Source organism: Haliscomenobacter sp., assembly GCF_041740695.1.
Classification (GTDB): domain Bacteria; phylum Bacteroidota; class Bacteroidia; order Chitinophagales; family Saprospiraceae; genus Haliscomenobacter.
On sequence record NZ_JBGSLK010000021.1, the window covers coordinates 1 to 18,485 of the forward strand.

Below are 18,485 nucleotides of genomic sequence, written 5' to 3' on the forward strand. Positions count from 1 at the left end.
AAAGAACTTATAACTTCCCATTGGGAATCAGTGATGTTGGTTGGGTACATATTTGCAAATTTTCTCCAACCAAATTACCGCTGATTCCTTTTTTCTCATTCCTCACATCTGTAAAATCTTAAATTTTTACAGGCTCTTAGTGATTTCGTTTTTATTAGACGTCATTGCACAGTAATTTATGGTTTGAATAAATAATTTGACCTTATTTGTGTGTGCCTGCCAAACCGACCGTTATAAGCCAAAAGCAACGCACTTTCCCATTCACCAAGCAAAGGCCATCTTTACGTGGCCAAGCAGTTGCACTTTCCTTTCCGACTGCCCTGCGAGCGTCACCGATGCCAAACAGGAGCCGAGATTCACCAAAAGCAGCGCCCCATCAAATATTTCTCCTCTTGTTCTTGCACCGAACATTTGCACTACCGCACTTCATCTTTTACTTAGTCACCTCAAGGTGCGTGTATTATTGCTTAAACTGAACCCTAGCTTTACAACAATTTGAGTTGCTTTTTTAGCTTGATACATGGTGAAAATCAGGCTGTAATATAAACACAAACCTTTAATTGTCCAAGTACGTGATGAATTAAATTTGACAAGAATCATTTGGGCTTTTAGTTTCAGGCTTTTTTGGTAGAAGGATTTAAATATTTCAGCAAAAGAGGCTTTCAGGCTTTACGGCTTACTTGATCTAATGTTTACAAGTGTTACTGGTCTTATGATTAACTTTACTACTGATTTACGATTTAATTTTATCATTATAGTCTCTAAAATTTTGATACCGATAATTTTGGGGATTTACCTTTTCGGCAAATTGCTTTTTGAAATTCTCCGTAGCCTTATTCCCGGTTTCGTCATTATCAAAAAAAGTTAGCACTTCCTCATACTGCTCATTTTCAATAAAATCCCTCGCCCGCTGTTGAAAAGAAAGAGAATTCAAAACCAAAATATCCTCCCTCGCCTTCACAACACCCTCCTCCGTCAAATAAGTCAAAAAATCCATAAACCCTTCAAAAACCGAAATGACCTTTGTCCCCTCTTCCCCTCTGATAAGTGTCATATCCTTTTTCCCAATCGACGATTTAAAAAACGGATTACGAATCTCAAACCCTTCTGAAAGGTTTTTGATACCTGCCGCAAAATAGGTTTTGCCAGTATTGCGGTTGATGAATTCAACGTCATTCAAGTATGCTTTGGCAACGGCTTCATTGATGCCCCTGCCCTGCACATACGGCCATGATTTATGTAGTGGTGAAACGTTTTTAAGTTCCAAAACGGGTTTTTCATCCCTTGGCGATTTGCCAAAAATGCTGTTTTGATTGGGATTGACGTGGATAGGTTTGGCTCTCCCCTGGTAGATTTCGTCCAAAAACTGTAGTGCATCATTAACCCGGTAAAACCCTTTGTACCGCAGCACAAAATCTATCACCGTGCCACCTATGTCGCCAAAGTCTTTCCAAATCCATTTGCCACCCAAAAACGAGGTATGAAAGCTGGCGGTCTTTTCGCTCCGGAAAGGCGAAGTATACCAATACTCATTTCCGGCTTTACTGATTTCAGTAGGTTGAAAACCAAGCTTGGCCAATAGATCGGGCAAATTGATGTTTTTGGCCTGGGCGCTGTTCATTTCAGTATCTCCGTAAAGACTGATTTCAGTTTTTCAGTATCTCCGTATTTCATCCAATTACCTTGTTTCCAATTTTATCCAATTTTTCTGTCACGGCTTGTAGGAAAAAGGTTTTGAGGTTTACCGACTCATCAATGATCAATTTTTTCAAAGCCTTGTGCAGACTTTCAGGAGTATCAATCGTCACCCGAACGGTTTTTTCCTGTTTTTTAAGCTGGGGCAAACTGGCCAATAAATGTACTTTTTCAACTGCCGCTTCCACTTGATCATTTTCAGGAGTGGATTGGTTCATCAGGTCTACAATGCTGCGTTTTTCTCTTTTCATATTAGGCTACCTTCATTTTTTTGATCAATTTTTGTTCAATCTCCGCGCAAAATGTTTCTACTTCTTCCCTGGCTTTGGCATCCTCCCACTCCAGGGCAGTAAGTCCGTATTTACTGCTGCGTTTATGGGCTACCCGTTCGCTGATTACGTTTTCCAAAGGGCTTATGCCAAACTCCTCAAACATGGCAATAGCCAGCTTTACTTCTTCCCCCTCACTGGTGCGGCAATAGCGATTGAGCACCAAAAAAGCCGGAATTTCAGGCTTGACCATTTTGGCATCCTCGTAACGTTTCAAAAACCTTTCAAAACTCTTGAGGTCATCAATAGAAGGGGTGATGGGGATGATCAGGAAGTTAGCCAAGAGGATAAGTTTGGTCGTCACTTTCTCCAGTTGCGGAACACCATCAATGATGATGACCCGGTAGCCATTATTCCGGTGGGTTTTAATGTCATTGACCAGACCATCGGTACTCGACATGGGGAAAACATCAACCTTGATTTTTGCATCTGCTTCGCGACGGGTTCGCCAGTCGCAAGTTGTTCTTTGTTCAATGTCAGTATCGATGATGCAGGTTTTTTCACCCTGCATGGCAAAGTAAACGGCGAGGTTGCGGGAAAGGGTAGATTTTCCGACGCCACCTTTCAGATTGGTTACAGCAATGATCATAAAAAAAGGGTTTAGTTACAGCATCAGTATATACTGAAATGCTGATTTACGCGAAGCCTTGTTTCAGTTTTTCAGCAAAGCCTGAAAAGGTTTTTAGAGAAGGTGGCAATCTGGCAACATCTAAAACCTTTACCTCTTTTATTCTTTTCAAAAGCAAAAAAACAAATAGCTGATGAGCGCAGCGAATGCAGTTTAAGGCAATGCCGATCTAGGCATTGGGCGAAGCGAACGATAGTTCGCGGAGGGTAGGGCTTTTATCACAGCAATACTGCTTCTGTGTTCTTTCCTTTGTTCACTTGTTCTGTGTTCGTAAGCGGGAAAGGCTTGGAAATGCTGGATTTTTTGAGCTTTAAATCACCTCTTTGGGATGAACAATCACTTCCTTGGGCGTAACGATCACCTCTTTGGGCTATCAAAATCACTTCTTTGGGAGCAACTATCACTTTATTGGGCTGAACTAAGCTTTCAGTTTAGTGCTAAAAATCACTTTTTGGGGATAGGGTGATAGTTCAGAAAGGATACAATCACAAAATCACTTTACAAGGGGTGATTTTGTGAGATTATAAAAGTCATGAATGAATTCAACTCAAAAATTGCTTTCCCAACGGTGCCGGACGACTTATCTTCGATCGTCAAACCGGAAGAGCTGATTGACATTATTGAGATGACTCCGCTCACCCTGCAAGACAGGCGGATTTACAATCTCCTGATTGGGAATGCCTGGAATGAAATCACCCACAAAAAACGACACGCCATCACCCGGCAGGAACTCACCAAATACATCGATAGCAACAACCAGGACATTAAGGCTTCGTTTAGAAGATTGATGTCGGCCATTGTGGTGATCAAGATTCGGAACAACCAAAATGGCAATCCGGCCACGCGGCAAATCCAACTATTAGGAGCCAATGAGACGGAAGACTATGGTGGGTTCATTGAATACTCCTTCCCGGATGATTTGGTCAAAATCATCAAGGATACCCAGATTTTTGCCCGGCTTCATACCAAAGTGATGTTTGAACTTTCGAGCAAGTATAGTTTGGCTTTATACGAGTTTTTGCAGAAAAGGAAAAATCTGCAATACATCAACCACGAAACCTTGACGGTGGAAGAAACGAGGGGGCTGATAGGAGTGGGTAAGCACAAGCTCAAGTCTTTTGGCCACCTCAATGACAAGGCACTGAAACCCGCGATCAAGGAAGTGTCTTTTCTGACTGAGTTTGAGATCAAGGCCGAACCGATCCGAACGGGCAGGGCAATCACCCACATCAAGTTTTCCTGGCAAAAGAAAACGGACATCGGAGCACAGATTGCCGCAGTGGAGGAATTACAAAGAACCAAAACCGGGCGACAAGAACGAATGGAGGGTAAGGTTGAAAATGTGCTCACGATCACTTCAGCCCAAAAAAGTGATAGTTCACTCGGCACAAGCCACATTGGCAATTTTCTGCCGAACCTGAACCTAGAGCAGCCAAAATTATTGGTTTCTCCTTCTAGCATTGAAGCGGCCAAAAAGGCCATTGCGGATGCTGGGAAACGTTTGGATGTTTACCAGTTGGAGCAGGAGTTCAAGACACATGCTGAAAAGACGGGTTTTAAGCCGGGGAATGTGGATGGGGCTTTTGTGAATTTTGTGAGGAAGAGACTAACCTAATTTACCTATCCATATCCGGTTCATCCTTCTCCGGTTCTTCGATGCTTTTACCCGGCGTTTGAAATCCCGGATTTTTGAACAGAGAAACAATCATATCCTTATGGTTCTTTTCCTCCGTGTATTGCTGGCTACCAGCCAGAAAACCTTCAGAAAAAGTAGTCGTTGAATTTTTGAGACTTTTGGCCAGCAGTTGCGACAAGGCGGGAACATACTTCTCCAGCATGTACCCGGCATTAAAGGCCTTTTGAAAAGTTTTGTCTTCCATCAGAAAGTATCTTTTGAATTTTGCTCCAGGAATTCCATAATTGACTCTCTATCGTACAGTATAATCTTCCTGCTGGGCTGGGTGAATCTGATCATTCCCTCGTCTCGGTATTTCTGCATGGTGGTTTTGGAGCTAACCCGGAGGAGCCTCATGGCCTCTTCATCATCAATCCATTTATCCAGTGGGGCATTGTGCTTGTCTTTGAGTCGTGCAACGACTTCGTCTACCAGGGCATAGAATGCATCGGACTCAAGACAAATGACTTCTAAGCGGGAACCAAATTCAGCCATCAGAATAGGTTTAAACGATAGCCAATATCGCAAAAAATGGAGAATACCTGCGAAAAGAGAGGAGAAAAATGGTAGAAAAAGAGACCTTCAGAAGTTTTTCGACGAACGGAAAGAATTTTTTTGCCTTCAAATAAGACCATTTGATTCCAGATAGAACCTTCGAATGTTTGCAAATTGCTTGCAAATGAAAAGGGGTTACGAAACAATCATTTCGTAACCCCTTGATAATCAGTGTGGGTAATGACGGGTTCGAACCGCCGACCCTCTGCTTGTAAGGCAGATGCTCTAAACCAGCTGAGCTAATCACCCTTGTATTTGATTTTTTGAACCTTTTGCTCAAAAGCGTGCGCAAATATACGTGCTCGTTTCAGTTTGCGCAAGCCTTGGGCGCACTTTTTTTTGAAAAAAATAAAAAAGCCGATGAAAATAGCATGATCCATCGGCATTATAGTGAACAAAAGTATAAGCTTGGAATGATTTATTCGTCCTCTTCGAGGAATAGATCTTGCCGCCAATCATTAAACTCCTGAAGGATCTCATTGGTTTCCTCCAGATCAAAATCTTCGGGATCAAATTCTTCGATCCAGTCGATGATTTCTTCGTGTTGGGGGTGATTGGGGTTTTTGAGGGCATCCAAAAAGTCGGCGTATCCTGGGGCGCCACCACTATCTTCGGGTGGGCAGTTGCGGGCACCTCCCCGGCAAAGCGGGCAATCGGTTTCGTCGTCAACCAGTACTTTTTCCACCGTTAGCAAATGCTTCCAATGGTCGCCAAAATCATAAATATAGCGGAAAGAGTCTCCTTCCTGTAAATTCATGTCGAGCATCATGATCGCCTCACTGTCTTCCAAACTTGCATCAGTGTCCCACATTTCGTCTTCATCTGGCAACAAACCAATTTTCCGATCTTTGATTTGAAACTCAAATAAATGTGCATTCTCCCAGCCCATGACGATTTGCAAGATCTCATGTAGATCAAAAAAAGTTTCGGTTTGATCTATTTGAAAGGTACGCCAGATGGCCGGATTGATGTCCTCCAACTGGACTTTTAGTTGTAAACTACCCACTGTAACAAATTTTGGTTCAATCTACGAGTTATTTGGCAAAGATAGGAATTTAGGAGAGATGAAACATGAAAGATGAGAGATTAGAGATGAAAGATGAGAGATGAAAGATGAAAGATGAGAGATGCTACCGCAGAGACTTAGACAAGGTCATCGTCAAAAACGCTGTGGTAGCATCTTTCATCTCTCATCTCTCATTAATACCATGCTGCGGTGCTGAGGTCCGCATATACCCGCCGGATTCCTTCTTCCAAACCAATTTTGGCTTGCCAGCCTACTGCTTTAAGTTTGCTTACATCCATTAGTTTGCGGGGTGTACCATCGGGTTTGGACAGGTCTTGGACGATGTTGCCACGGTAGCCAACAATGTTGCTAATCAACAATGCCAGGTCTTTGATGCTCAAATCGTGACCCACTCCGATGTTGACCAAACCAGCTTCATTGTAGTTTTGCATCAGGTAGTGACAAGCATCCGCCAGGTCATCTACGTGCAAAAACTCACGCAAAGGAGTGCCCGAGCCCCACAGGACTACTTCGGGCAATTGTTGGCGTTTGGCTTCATGAAATTTACGGATCAAAGCGGGCAATACATGTGATTTTTCCAGGTCGTAATTGTCGTTCGGGCCATAAAGATTGGTAGGCATGGCCGAAATGAAGTTACAATCATATTGTGCACGGTAGGCATCGCACATTTTGATGCCCGCGATTTTGGCAATGGCATAAGGCTCATTGGTGGGTTCCAATAGCCCGGTGAGCAAGTATTCTTCTTTGAGGGGTTGGGGGGCCAGCTTAGGATAAATGCAGGACGAGCCCAGGAACAGTAATTTTTTCACCCCATATTTCCAAGCACAGTGGATGACGTTGTTTTGAATCATCAGGTTTTCGTACAAAAACTCGGCTCGATAAGTATTGTTGGCCATGATGCCCCCTACTTTGGCGGCAGCCAAAAACACATACTCGGGTTGTTCCTGTCTAAAAAAGGCTTCTACTTCGATCGAATTCCGCAAGTCCAATTCCCGGGAACTCCGCACAATCAAGTGTTGAAACCCCTCCTGGACCAGTTTGCGTTGAATGGCCGAACCCACCATGCCCCGATGCCCAGCAATGAATATTTTGGCGTTAGTCTCCATAAATGATTAGTCTGACGCAAAAAATTACTTCCCGATTTGGGTTTTGAATAGGAAGTTCACTTGAAATGAACCGTTCGACTTCCTATTCAAAACCCAAATCGGGAAGTTAATTTTTCTGCGTTGCTTACTCGAATTCACGTTTTATCTCAAAACCACTATTGAGCAGTACCGCATCCCGCTCGAACAAATGCATGTCGGCCTGCACCATTTCCTGTACCAGGGCGGGCAAGTCATAGGTGGGTGTCCAGCCCAGCTTTTCTTTGGCTTTACTGGGATCCCCCACCAGCAAATCCACCTCTGCTGGGCGGAAATACCTGGGATCCACGGCTACTACTTCCTTGCCCAGAAGCAATTGGTAACGCTCGTCTTCACAGGCTGTGACGATGGCACGCTCGCCTATACCTGCACCCTGAAATTCCAGACGCACTCCAATTTCAGCAAAAGCCAGGTGGACAAAATCGCGTACACTGGTGGTTACTCCCGTAGCGACTACATAATCATCTGGTGTAGTTTGTTGGAGCATAAGCCACATGGCTTCGCAATAATCTTTGGCATGGCCCCAATCGCGTTGAGCATCCAGGTTGCCCAACCAGAGTTTGTCCTGCAAACCCAGCCCGATTTTTGCTACTGCGCGGGTGATTTTACGGGTTACAAAGGTTTCGCCCCGCAGTGGTGATTCGTGGTTGAACAAGATGCCATTGCAAGCATACATATCGTACGATTCGCGGTAGTTGACCGTGATCCAGTACCCATATAATTTAGCTACTGCATAGGGTGAGCGTGGGTAAAATGGCGTGGTTTCGGTTTGCGGAATGGCCTGTACCTTGCCGTACAACTCAGAAGTAGAGGCTTGGTAAAAACGCGTTTTGTCTTTTAATCCCAAGAGCCGAATGGCTTCCAGAATCCGCAGAGGTCCAATGGCATCAGAATTTGCGGTATATTCTGGTGCTTCAAAACTTACCTGGACGTGAGACTGGGCCCCAAGGTTATAAATTTCATCGGGTTGTACTTCTTGCAGTAAGCGAATGATGCTGGTGCTATCTGTAAGGTCGCCATAATGCAGGATAAAACGCTGGTCTTCGTCATGCGGATCCTGATACAAATGGTCGATGCGCGCGGTATTAAATAAGGAAGAACGACGTTTGATACCATGTACTTCATACCCTTTCGCGAGGAGTATTTCGGATAAATAGGCGCCGTCTTGCCCGGTCACTCCTGTCAACAATGCACGTTTTTTCATGGAGGGAAGTTTCTTGTTTGAAAGGCAAAAATAGTCATTTTTGATGGTTACATGCATCCGAAAAAAGTTTTTAACTATGTGCAGTACAAAGTTTGAAACGAATAAAAATATTTTCATCTATGTTAATTTTTCATAGAAAATTAAAATAATATTGCATTTGTTAGGAATACCCTTTAGCTTTGGGGCAGAAGTATTTGCATATCAGCGATATCTGTCGCAAAAGACACTAGAATATTTACTTGGGTTAATTGTTGATTATTTGTAAAAATCAACTTACTGACATTCATTTTTTCTATTAAAAAACACTCTATTCAACAGACACGTCACCAATCTCTTACATCTTGATGTCCAATCAAAATGTGCAGCCAATTTTGTTTTGTTCACATCATTGCTTTTATAGTTTGTTATTTAATTTTTTAGAGTACGTATTGGAATGTTAAATTTTGCTGACAATTGCAAAATGGAGCTTCCAGTAATTACTCGGGTCCCCCCCATCCATTTACACTAATTAGGGTAAGGTGTATGCAAGTTGCATCGCCCTAATGAACAACAAATGACTTGTAGTAGAGTAACCACTACTACGAGAACGATAATTATTTGGATGAAAACAAGGATTTAATTTTTTCCAGCAGTCTAATTTAAATATAAAATCATGAACAAACTATTTACAATTTTGCTCTTCATTGGAGCACTTTTCCTTGTCAACGTCTTGCACGCCCAGGATTTAAAAGTGTACGCGCCTCTATTTAAATCGTTCAATAAAAGCGAACGTATACAATTTCTGGCCACCTTAAGAAACCTGACCAGCAAAGTACAGGTAGCAGACCAACTCCAGGAGGACCTATTTAAAGACCTCCGCAATGGTTTGCCTCTGACTAATCCAACGGCTGGCATTGACTCTCTTTTACAAGCTTGGTCAGCAGGTAGAATGGAATTGTCGGCAATCCTGAGCGGGAACCCAAGTGAATTTGATTCTTTAGAAATCGCAGCTATCCTAGGTGGGTACGATCAGGCCAATGCAGCCTGGCTTCAAAACTTGCAGTCAATCCAAACCGGATTCACCGAGTTTAAAGACAGTATGCAAGTTGATCCCGACATCATTTCGGAGGCAGAGGCAACGTATAAGGATGCCACGATCACGATGGAAACTTCTCTTGACCTACAATATCAAGCCTTTACAAACACGTTCTTGAGCACTTCCAACCATTCCAACGAGCGCTCGTGGGACAAGATTGTAGACAATTTACTCAACGATTTTGGCGCCTTGGAAATAGGTGCCGGGTTCCAGTCTTTGTTCGCCCGCTATTATGAAGAAGCTCCCGATAGTACTACTGCTATGTTGGTCCGATTTGGTTCGGCACCCAATTACACCCAACTTTGGGGTGCTGAATGGAGTGTGTGGGCATCTTTTAAAGGGAACAGTACGAATCAGTCCAATGAAAACCTGACCCAACGTACCAATGGGTTTCAATCTCTACTGGCTGGAGGAAACGTATCCTTTCAATTCCGACCTGAGGTGCCTTTTACCAAAGGAGTTATGCGGCTCATTACGGGAGTCGGGGCAAATGTAGGCACATATATGCCCGCGCGCATCAACCCCAATAAACCCGCCTCTTTTGACAATCAAGGCAAAACCACAGGTTTCGGCCCAGAGGTAAGGTTAGGTTTTGCTGTGGATTTGGGCAAATTAAGTTTTTATGGCTACTCCAATCGTAGCAAAGGGTATGTGCTGCGCTGCCCCGACTTTCCTTTCGACAGCTGGCAAGTGGTGAGTGGCATTCAGTGGGAGGCCTTGCATTTGCGCATGCTCCGTGGGTACACCAGCTGGGCCGAGGGTGAAAATCGTAATGCTTATTACAATGAAATATCGATGAGTGTCCGCATTAAATGATTTTTTCAATTTGCTCATATCAAATGTCCGTGATATTTTAAAAGACCGTCGGCGGTCCCCTAAAATATCACGGGCATTCGATTTCAAGTCATGTTAATTTTTTATAGAAAATTAAAATAATATTGCATTTATAAAAAATAGCTATTAGCTTTGTGTTGAAAATATCAGAACGCTATCCATCATTTTTCTCAAGAGGCTATAAGAAGATTTACTTCAATCAATTATTTAGTATTTGTAAACATTAATTTACTGATGTTTAATTTGAACTTCCTACTAATAGAGCACTCCATTCAACATGCATGCCACCAATCAACAACGTCTTGATGTTCAATCAAAATGAGTATCTTATTTTGTTTTGTTTACATCTTTATGTTATAGATTGTTATTCAGTTCTTTAGCGCATTTACTGGAAATGACAAATTTTGCATTAGTATGCAAAAATAGAGTTTCTAGTAGCTGTTCGATACCTCCCGCGTCCATTTAACTTGCTTAGGGTAAGGTGTATGCAAGTTGCATCGCCCTAATGAAAACCAAATGACTTGTAGTAGAGTAATAGCTACTACGATAAGGGCAATTATTTGGATGAAAACAAGGATTCAATTTTTTCCGGTAGTCTAATTTAAATATACAAAATCATGAACAAACTATTTACGACTATGCTCCTCCTGGGAGGAGTTTTCCTAGTTAACGCTTTGCAGGCCCAGGATTTAAAAGTGTACACACCTTTGTTTGAGTCACTAAACAAAAATGAGCGTGTTCAATTTCTGGCCACCTTAAGAAACCTGACCAGCAAAGTAGAAGTAGCGGACCAACTCCAGGAGGACCTATTTAAAGACCTCCGCAATGGTTTGCCTCTGACTAATCCAACGGCGGGTATTGACTCTCTTTTACAAGCTTGGTCAGCGGGCAGAACGGAATTGTCGGCCATCCTCGGAGGTAATCCAAGTGAATTTGATTCCTTAGAAGTTGCGGCTATCCTAGGTGGGTACGATCTGGCCAATTCAGCCTGGCTTCAAAACTTGCAGTCAATCCAAACCGGATTCACGGAGTTTAAAGACAGCATGCAAGTTGATCCCGCCATCATTTCGGAGGCAGAGGCAAAGTATAAAGACGCCTCGACCACGATGGAAATTTCTCTTGACTTACAGTATCAAATCTTTGCAAGCGCTTTCTTGGGCACTTCCAGCCAATCCAACGAGCGCTCCTGGGACAAGATTGTAGACAATTTACTCAATGATTTTGGAGCCTTGGAAATAGGAGCTGGGTTCCAGTCTTTGTTTGCCAGTTACTACGAGGAAGCTCCTGATAGCACTACCGCCATGTTGGTCCGATTTGGTTCGGCACCCAATTACAATAATCTGTGGGGTGCCGAATGGAACGTTTGGGCATCTTTTAAAGGGAATAGTACGAATCAGTCCAATGAAAGCCTGGTTCAAAATACCAATGGTTTTCAATCTTTATTGGCCGGAGGAAACGTGTCCTTTCAATTCCGACCAGAGGTGCCTTTTACCCATGGAGTGATGCGACTCATTACTGGAGTCGGAGCAAATGTGGGCGCTTATATGCCTACCCGGATCAATCCTAATAAGCCCGCCTCTCTTGATAATCAAGGTAAAACCACAGGCTTCGGCCCAGAGGTAAGGCTGGGCTTTGCAGTCGATTTGGACAAATTAAGCTTTTATGGCTACTCTAATCGTAGCAAAGGGTATGTGCTGCGCTGCCCCGACTTTCCTTACGACAGCTGGCAAGTGGTGAGTGGCATTCAGTGGGAGGCCTTGCATTTGCGCTATGCACATGGCAGTACCAGTTGGGCCAAAGGGGAAAATCGGCACGCATTGTACAATGAAGTATCCATTAGCGTGCGCATCAATTGATTTTTTCAATCAACAAACATGATTTGATTTTTACTTGATAAATCAGGGCTGGTTCCATCGCGACAGCCCTGATTTGTCTTTAAAATAGGGGCAAAGGCCATTTATTTTACAAGTAGATGACAACAATGTTAAATTTCATAGAAAAATAAAATAATATTTGCATTTGATGAAAACACTTAGTAGGTTTGCCTTCGATATATCAGGATATTATCAAACATCTTTCGCAAGAGGCTGTTTAAAAAGGTTTCACTTCATGTAATTAATAATCACTTTCCAAAATTAACTTACTGAATATCAATTTAGCTTCCTATTGAAATGCTTATCCATTCATCTACACATGCTCTGCTTTAACAACATATTCATGAATGTGTCATCAAGAGTTATTCTTGTATGATTTAGTTCATCTTTAGGTTGTAGTGTTTCATTACCCTTTCATCACTCGTTTTTTTAGTATGTAAAATGCAATGGCAATTTCGCACGTCGTGCAAGGTTGCACCTACATTTTTATATACTACCTCCCGCGTCTATTTAGCTTGATTAGTGGTAAGGTGTGCGCAAATTGTATTGTTGCACTGCCTTGCGGAATAATTATTTACTTGAGTGGGCTAATCCCTAACTACAAGAAGGATAATTATTTATGTGAACCCAAATTTTCAATTTTCCGGTAGTCTCATTTAAAAGTAAAATCATGAAAAAACTATTGACGACCTTGCTCTCCTTGGGGGCATTTTTCCTGGTTAATTCTTTGCATGCACAAGACCTAAAGACGCATTTACCTTTGTTTAAATCATTAAATAAAGGCGAGCGGGTACAGTTCCTGGCTAATTTAAAGGATTTGACCAACAAAGTTCACTTAGCAGATCAACTGCAGGAAGATGTATTTAAAGATCTCCGAAACGGTTTGCCAGTTACCAATCCAACCGAAGGGATTGATTCAATTTTACAAGCCTGGTCTGTTGGCAGAACTGAGTTGTCGGCAATACTCCTCAGGAATCAGAGTGAGTTTGATTCTTTAGAAATTGCGGCAATCATGGGCGGATATGATCAAGCTAATTCATCCTGGCTTCAGAATTTAAAGGCAATCCAAGGTGGATTTACAGATTTTAAAGACAGCTTGCAAGTTGATCCCAACACACTTGCCGAGGCGGAGGCAACTTATGAAGCTGCTTCCAATACCATGCAAACAAATCTTGATCAACAGTACCAAGATTTTACAAACATTTTTTTGAGCACGTCTAATCAATCAAACGAGCGACCTTGGGATGTAATTGTCAACAAATTGCTCAACGACTTTGGGGCACTGGAAATAGGAGCAGGATTGCAATCGGTATTTGCAACCTATTATGATGAAGCGCCTGACAGCACGACAGCAATGTTGGTTCGATTTGGTTCTGCTCCTGACTACAACCAACTTTGGGGTGCTGAGTGGAATGCATGGGTATCTTTTAAAGGAAGTAGTACGAGCCAGAACAGCGAAAACCTTTCGCAAAATACCGATGGCTTCCAGTCGTTGTTGGCTGGGGGTAATGTATCTTTCCAGTACCGGCCAGAGATTCCCTTCACAAAAGGAGTGATGCGGCTCATTACGGGAGTAGGTGCAAATGTAGGTGCTTATATGCCTGCACGCATCAACCCCGATAAACCAGCTTCTTTTAACAATCAGGGTAAAACTACAGGGTTTGGGCCAGAGGTAAGACTGGGTTTTGCTGTCAATGCGGGTAAAATAAGTTTTTATGGTTACTCCAACCATAGCAAGGGTTATGTACTCCGTTGCCCGGACTACCCCTTTGATAGCTGGCAAGTGGTGAGTGGTATTCAATGGCAGGCGCTGCATTTAAGAATGCTTCATGGCCATACAAATTGGGCTGTAGGGGACAATCGTAGCGCTAACTACAATGAAGTATCGATGAGTGTTCGTATTAAATGACCCGTTTAATTTGCAAAAACACAATCAACAGGATGATTTAATTTTTACTAAACAAACAGGGTGGATTGATTCAATCCACCCTGCTTCTGTTTTAAACATAATGACTTTTTCTTTTTGGCACCTGAGGCTTACTAATTCTTTCTTGTTTAAGTATGAAATACTGCTTAATCTTGCGGAGCGGCTTAAATAGTGCAGTAAAAAAATAAGGACGAAGACCATTCATTTTCCAGGCTTGACGATCTTCCAAATTGGCCTCAATTCGTTTTTTCCAAGAGCTATTGCTCGCTCCTCCTACACGCATGCGCACCAGTAGTTCGGGTAAATAGTGAGTAGATATTTTATGCTTGTATAAAAAGCGCAACATCAACTCATAATCTGCTGATGTGCGAAGTCGGGTATCAAAACAGCCCAAGGATTTATAAACTGTTCGTCTAATAAAAAATGCCGGATGAGGGGGCATCCATCCATACAAAAAATTTCGACGCTGGTAGATCCCCGACACCCAATAGCGAATCACTTTATCTGTATTATCTTTACCAACATACTGTAAATCACCATAAACGGAGTCGACCTTGGTTTGTTGAAAGTGTGATGCAACCTGAGCTATGACCTCCGAATGCACATAAAAATCATCTGAGTTTAAAATAGCTATAATGTCACCTGAAGCTAAATGGACTCCTTTATTCATGGCGTCGTAGGTTCCATTGTCAGGCTCTGATATCCAGTGACTCACGAAGGAAGAATGAGCTCGAATGACATCTAACGTACCATCCGTTGACCCTCCATCAACAATAATGTACTCGATATCTGGGTAGCTTTGGCTAATGACACTACAGATAGCATCACGAATAGTGCTTGCACTATTAAAGCAAACAGTAATAATGGAGACTTTCATTAGCATAGTTTATTTATAGGGTGTTTAATATTTCAATAAGTGATAATGTTTCGTTCTTAACATACAAAAATCTGAGAATCTGACGACTGTACGCGTTCAGACCGATTAAATTTGATGTTTTTGGCGAGTGATCTAGTGCAGGTTCGAATCTTGCAAATGTGCAGATTCTTTTTTTTCCAAAGTGAAATTTTTGGGATGATTTTGAGAATCCGTAATAAAACGTTGATATGGGTGATAATAGAACTGTTGCAATTTACGCAAAGGTTTTAATATAGTAGTATAAAATCTTGGTTTTATGCCATTAATTTTCCAAGCAACCCGATCCTCTTTGTTGGCGCGCAAGCGACTGCGCCAAGTGGCGTTGCTCAAACCTCCTACACGCATGCGCACAAGTACATCAGATACATAGGTTACACTAACCTGATGCTTGTACAAAAAACGCAGCATCAGCTCGTAATCAGCAGAATTTTTAAGGCTTAAATTGAACAGCCCATGCCGTTGATATACAGCTCTTTTTACAAAAAATGCCGGATGCGGAGGCATCCATCCCGCTAAAAAGCTGCGGCGTTGAAAAATTCCTGATTCCCAGTGGCGAATCACCTTCTGTGGATTGTGTTGGTCTACGTATTGAAGGTCACCGTATACCGAATCAGTACCCGACTCTTGAAAAGCAGTAGCAATTTGTTCCAATACGTGGGAGTGAGTATAAAAATCATCGGAGTTGAGAATGGCGACGATGTCTCCACTTGCGGCCCGAATGCCCTTGTTCATTGCGTCGTAGACACCACGATCAGGTTCGGAGATAAATACATCAACAACATCGGCATAATGGGCGACAATTTTTGCGGTAGCGTCATGTGAGCCTCCATCTACAATGATGTACTCAACATTCGGGTAAGTCTGACGGGCCACACTTTCAATAGTGTGTCGAATGGTTTTTGCGCTATTGAACGCAGGGGTAACGATTGAAATCTTCATTCTTCGGTTTTTCGTTCGTGGGATTAAAAGGGCTAAATCCCTTTATTATGTTTGGGAATAAGTAGACTGTTTGGCCGGACTGAAAGATAACGTTACGGGTTTCTCGAAGATTTTGCAGGCACAAAGTTAATTCACAGGGGCTTATAAATACAGAGTTCAGGGTGTTGATTTTGGATATTTTTTGACAAATCCTTTTTGTTTTGAATATCAATGTTTTAAGTATGTTTTATTTTACTCCAATAAACGAATTGATTACTGATTTGCTGAGGAATGTGTGGACAAATATCTGCTCGTTTTATACAAACACCAGCAAAACACTAAGGTGAAAGCGGTTCCCTTGACGGCATGATTCAACATGGTGACCAGGTCATGTTCTTGATCCATGAGCGGATAAAAGATCAGGGGTATCCACAACCAGAGCAGTGGATAATGCCGAAAAGCCAATTGCCGCAATCCATGATAGAGCCAATACAAGAAACGAACCCAAATCAAAACCAACAAAGGGGCCAACCAAGGACCAAAATTGGCGTAAGCTTCACCCGGTATGCCAATGTTCATCGATACATTGGGGCTAAGTAGATTGCCTGTAAATCGGTACCAGATGCCAACACCACCAGCCTGCGGTTTATCCGGCCAAAAAATGCGTGGTACCAATGAAGCTTTGATGGCTAAGACAACGGTTTCTCCTCGGGCATAAGGCTCTTCCGCGGGTACCCAACGATATACTTGTGCCAAATGGTTTCCTTGATTAAAACGATCCAGGGCTTGTTGCCAGCGTTGATTATTCCAGGGGTTTTTAGCCCAATCTACGACGGTGTTGAAAAAAATACGTTCATGTTGCGCGCGCCCTCCTCGTACAACCCGCTCCCGGTAATCATATTTCCAAACTAGAACAAGTGCCAGGAACAGTACGGCAACTCCACCAATGATCAGCAAGGTTTTTTTCGTCCAGCGATGCTGTGTTTGTAAATAAAGCATCATCCACAATGGCCATACAAATAGATCCCCAAAAAAAGTGCTTTGCAAGGCTTTAACAACCATAAAAATGAACACAAACAGAAGAACTCCCACCTTTATCCGCCAAGACCAGCCCGAAAAAAACAAATGGAGCAGCCCAACCCATAACACCAGGCTACTAAAAACACCTACTTGGCGTAAAGTAGTGGGCAAAAATGGGGTACAAAAATACATTACCCCACCATAAGTCAATAGTAAAAAAGGGAGATAGGGCTGTTGTTGTAGGTAGCGCGCTATTGTATGGATTAACTCCTGATCCGCTGGATGTTTTTTCCTACTCCATCGAATAGTACCCAAACCAATGGCCAACAATACGGGTAGAAGATAGGAAAAATACCAGGCGGCGGGTATGGGCATAGGTTGTAATACTTTTTCGGCAGGCAGGGTAGTTTGTAACAGATAGGCTAAACTTGGTGCCAGGCCCAGTGTTAAAACAGCCAAGGCATTGTACAAAAAAAAGATGGAGAGCCGGCGTGGACTCAAGTGTATTCCAGTGTACACGATTGCCAGCAACAAGGCTAAAAAAAAGAATACCGTAAAAAGTGGCATGCTTATTTGGATTCTTTAAAAAAACACTTACTTTTTAAACTCTTTAAAATTAGTAGCTATTCCCAACTGCGTTTGTCCTCCAGCTAAGTGGTAAACGCCCCGGCCAAAATCAATCCGGAAACGATTTACTTTCAGGCCAACACCAAAAGTGAAGCCCGCCAAACTACTATAACCTTGCACCGTCATTTCACGGTGCATGCGGTAATTGTAACCAAAGCGGATGCGAAAATTTTCCCGCGCACCGATTAAAAGCTCACCATTGAAAACCAGGTGGCGAAAAAAATTGTCCAGCCAAAGGTTGAAATCAGAAGGCTCGCTGGGTTCTTCCCCCAAAAAGATCGTTCCTGTTTCCAGGTTCGGATCGTCGTAGAGCAGATTCCAACGGTTGAGTGAGGTATAAATGATGGAAAACCGAAAGGGTAAATACTTGAGTTGTTTGGAAAAACCGAGTTGCAGGTCAAAAGGCAGTGGTTCTTTTCCAATGTTGGGATCGTAAGTAGACAATTGTTGACCAAGGTTGCGAAACACCAGGGTGACAGCAGTCCGTTTGGCCGTATCCCGATAAGTAGCGGCTAAATCAGTAGCTAAACCTGTGGAACTGTATTGGCCAAACTGGGAGCTGATCACACGCAAATTGGCACCCACGTTGAGCCGATCATACACGGGGTGGGCTACACCGGCTACAATGGCGTATTCCGCGGCGTTAAAAGTACCCAGGGTTTGAAAAAACTCGTCGGTGTGCTCAATTTCGCCATAACGGGCATATTGAACACCCGCATGCAACGTGGTGCCTTTCTGACCCAGTCGATGGCCGAAGTTGAAGGCACCATGCTGCATTTGTTTGCCAATAAAACCATGATTAAAAGCCAATTGCTGGTGCATTAAGGGATTGAGCGCAGCTGGATTGCTCCAGGCCAGACTCACATCATCGTCGATTACCGTAATTAGATGTCCGGCTAAACCGGATACTCTTGCTGAGCTTGGGATGTCCAGAAAGGCGTAGGTGCGCTGCCCCCCAGTAATTTGAGCCTGAATAGAGATCAGGCTACCCATGCCCAGCAAAATCAAGTATAGACGCGTCCTCATGCAGGAATTGTTT

General features: G+C 42.9%; 16 protein-coding genes and 1 tRNA gene. 4 read left to right on the forward strand and 13 right to left on the reverse strand.

The window, feature by feature from the left end:
• Positions 1-733: 733 nt before the first annotated feature.
• Genes ACEW9O_RS04340 through ACEW9O_RS04350 form a run of 3 tightly spaced genes read right to left on the reverse strand, consistent with a single transcriptional unit; the run spans position 734 to position 2,613 of the window.
• Positions 734-1,621 carry a toprim domain-containing protein gene (locus tag ACEW9O_RS04340; RefSeq protein WP_373548905.1) on the reverse strand — a complete coding sequence of 296 codons (888 nt, stop codon included), beginning with the start codon at positions 1,619-1,621 and terminating at the stop codon, positions 734-736.
• A 49-nt stretch (positions 1,622-1,670) separates the two neighbouring features.
• The gene (locus tag ACEW9O_RS04345) at positions 1,671-1,946 is read right to left on the reverse strand and encodes a hypothetical protein (protein WP_373548906.1); all 276 of its coding nucleotides are present in this window, start codon (positions 1,944-1,946) and stop codon (positions 1,671-1,673) included.
• A gap of 1 nt (position 1,947) precedes the next feature.
• Complete coding sequence (locus tag ACEW9O_RS04350; RefSeq protein WP_373548907.1) at positions 1,948-2,613, reverse strand: AAA family ATPase; 666 nt, start codon at positions 2,611-2,613, stop codon at positions 1,948-1,950.
• Positions 2,614-3,184: 571 nt separating this feature from the next.
• Between ACEW9O_RS04350 and ACEW9O_RS04355 the strand changes: the two genes are divergently transcribed.
• On the forward strand, positions 3,185-4,267 hold the full coding sequence (locus ACEW9O_RS04355) for a replication initiation protein (protein WP_373548908.1): 1,083 nt from the start codon (positions 3,185-3,187) through the stop codon (positions 4,265-4,267).
• A gap of 1 nt (position 4,268) precedes the next feature.
• Here ACEW9O_RS04355 and ACEW9O_RS04360 read toward each other — a convergent pair whose 3' ends face one another.
• From ACEW9O_RS04360 to gmd, 6 genes are all read right to left on the reverse strand, one after another.
• Complete coding sequence (locus ACEW9O_RS04360) at positions 4,269-4,532, reverse strand: hypothetical protein (RefSeq protein ID WP_320028819.1); 264 nt, start codon at positions 4,530-4,532, stop codon at positions 4,269-4,271.
• Positions 4,532-4,822 (reverse strand): helix-turn-helix domain-containing protein, encoded by a 291-nt coding sequence (locus tag ACEW9O_RS04365; RefSeq protein WP_320028818.1) that lies wholly within the window; start codon positions 4,820-4,822, stop codon positions 4,532-4,534. The genes ACEW9O_RS04360 and ACEW9O_RS04365 overlap by 1 nt, the downstream gene beginning before the upstream one ends.
• 234 nt (positions 4,823-5,056) lie before the next feature.
• Positions 5,057-5,131, reverse strand: a tRNA-Val gene (locus tag ACEW9O_RS04370).
• Positions 5,132-5,300: 169 nt separating this feature from the next.
• Positions 5,301-5,888, reverse strand: coding sequence for a plasmid pRiA4b ORF-3 family protein (locus ACEW9O_RS04375; protein WP_373548909.1), 588 nt, complete (start codon positions 5,886-5,888; stop codon positions 5,301-5,303).
• Between the two features lie 194 nt (positions 5,889-6,082).
• Positions 6,083-7,015: a GDP-L-fucose synthase family protein gene (locus ACEW9O_RS04380; protein ID WP_373548910.1), complete on the reverse strand. Its 933-nt coding sequence runs from the start codon at positions 7,013-7,015 to the stop codon at positions 6,083-6,085.
• 124 nt (positions 7,016-7,139) lie between these two features.
• Positions 7,140-8,255 (reverse strand): GDP-mannose 4,6-dehydratase, encoded by a 1,116-nt coding sequence (gene gmd / locus ACEW9O_RS04385; protein ID WP_373548911.1) that lies wholly within the window; start codon positions 8,253-8,255, stop codon positions 7,140-7,142.
• Between the two features lie 652 nt (positions 8,256-8,907).
• Between gmd and ACEW9O_RS04390 the strand changes: the two genes are divergently transcribed.
• The 3 genes from ACEW9O_RS04390 (at position 8,908) to ACEW9O_RS04400 (ending at position 13,947) form a co-directional block, all read left to right on the forward strand.
• Positions 8,908-10,146 (forward strand): hypothetical protein, encoded by a 1,239-nt coding sequence (locus tag ACEW9O_RS04390; RefSeq protein WP_373548912.1) that lies wholly within the window; start codon positions 8,908-8,910, stop codon positions 10,144-10,146.
• 635 nt (positions 10,147-10,781) lie between these two features.
• Positions 10,782-12,020: a hypothetical protein gene (locus ACEW9O_RS04395; RefSeq protein ID WP_373548913.1), complete on the forward strand. Its 1,239-nt coding sequence runs from the start codon at positions 10,782-10,784 to the stop codon at positions 12,018-12,020.
• A gap of 688 nt (positions 12,021-12,708) precedes the next feature.
• Positions 12,709-13,947, forward strand: coding sequence for a hypothetical protein (locus ACEW9O_RS04400; RefSeq protein ID WP_373548914.1), 1,239 nt, complete (start codon positions 12,709-12,711; stop codon positions 13,945-13,947).
• 91 nt (positions 13,948-14,038) lie between these two features.
• On the opposite strand, the gene ACEW9O_RS04405 is transcribed toward ACEW9O_RS04400, so the two are convergent.
• From ACEW9O_RS04405 to porQ, 4 genes are all read right to left on the reverse strand, one after another.
• Complete coding sequence (locus ACEW9O_RS04405; protein ID WP_373548915.1) at positions 14,039-14,842, reverse strand: glycosyltransferase family 2 protein; 804 nt, start codon at positions 14,840-14,842, stop codon at positions 14,039-14,041.
• A 132-nt stretch (positions 14,843-14,974) separates the two neighbouring features.
• Positions 14,975-15,820, reverse strand: coding sequence for a glycosyltransferase family 2 protein (locus tag ACEW9O_RS04410; RefSeq protein WP_373548916.1), 846 nt, complete (start codon positions 15,818-15,820; stop codon positions 14,975-14,977).
• 252 nt (positions 15,821-16,072) lie between these two features.
• Positions 16,073-17,386, reverse strand: a complete 1,314-nt coding sequence (locus tag ACEW9O_RS04415; protein ID WP_373548917.1) for a hypothetical protein — start codon at positions 17,384-17,386, stop codon at positions 16,073-16,075.
• A gap of 27 nt (positions 17,387-17,413) precedes the next feature.
• A complete protein-coding gene (gene porQ, locus ACEW9O_RS04420; protein WP_373548918.1) occupies positions 17,414-18,472 on the reverse strand; it encodes a type IX secretion system protein PorQ in 1,059 nt (352 codons plus the stop codon).
• Positions 18,473-18,485: the final 13 nt, after the last annotated feature.